This window comes from Campylobacter sp. RM9334 (assembly GCF_020138145.1).
Classification (GTDB): domain Bacteria; phylum Campylobacterota; class Campylobacteria; order Campylobacterales; family Campylobacteraceae; genus Campylobacter_E.
The window spans coordinates 1-809 of record NZ_JACGAX010000053.1; the positions used below are offsets into that span (position 1 = coordinate 1).

Annotated in this window: 1 protein-coding gene; it reads left to right on the forward strand. The window is 29.7% G+C overall.

The window, feature by feature from the left end; all coding sequences use genetic code 11:
* A partial coding sequence (locus AVBRAN9334_RS10080) for a DNA cytosine methyltransferase (protein WP_336607737.1) occupies nt 1-809 on the forward strand: 809 nt, incomplete at both ends.

Genomic DNA, 809 nt, shown 5'->3' on the forward strand with positions numbered 1-809 from the left:
ATGAGTAATATAGGTAAAAATAAAACTGATTTTTTAAGACAAAATGATTCTAGAAATTTTTTATTTCTGTCTGTTGTGGATGTGATTAAAATTAAAGATTTTGATTATATATTAATAGAAAATGTACCACAGTTTTTAAAAATGAAATATTTTTATGATGGTAAATTATTAGAGTTGACTGATTATTTATCAGCAATGTTTTCAGATAAATATGATATCAAAGTGAATGTTTTTAATGCAAAATATTTTGGGATTCCGCAAAGTAGACCTAGAGCTATTGTGAGAATGTATAAAAAACATCTCACTTGGAATGAGCCTAAAGAGCAAAGAGAAATAACGCTAAAAGAGGCGATAGGACATTTGCCAAGTTTAGAATCTGGTGAGATTTCTAATTTAAAACATCATAAAGCAAGAGTACACAAAGAAAGTCATATAGAGTGTATGAGGTATACTCCTACTGGAAAATCTGCGTTTGAAAATATAGTTTATTTTCCAAAAAAAGAAAATGGAGAAAGAGTTAAAGGGTTTAAATCATCATATAAAAGAATGAAATGGGAACAGCCAGCACCCACTATCACTATTAGAAGTGATGCGATATCTTCGCAAGAAAATGTTCATCCAGGTAGAAAACAAGCAGATGGAACATACTCTGATGCTAGGGTTTTAACTCTAAGGGAACTTTTTATAGTATCATCTATAAATCCAGATTGGGATTATCCAGAAGAATATTCAGATACTTTTATTAGGCAAATAATAGGAGAGAGTGTTCCCCCTAAATTAATGTATCAAGTTGTAAAAGGAATAAAAAG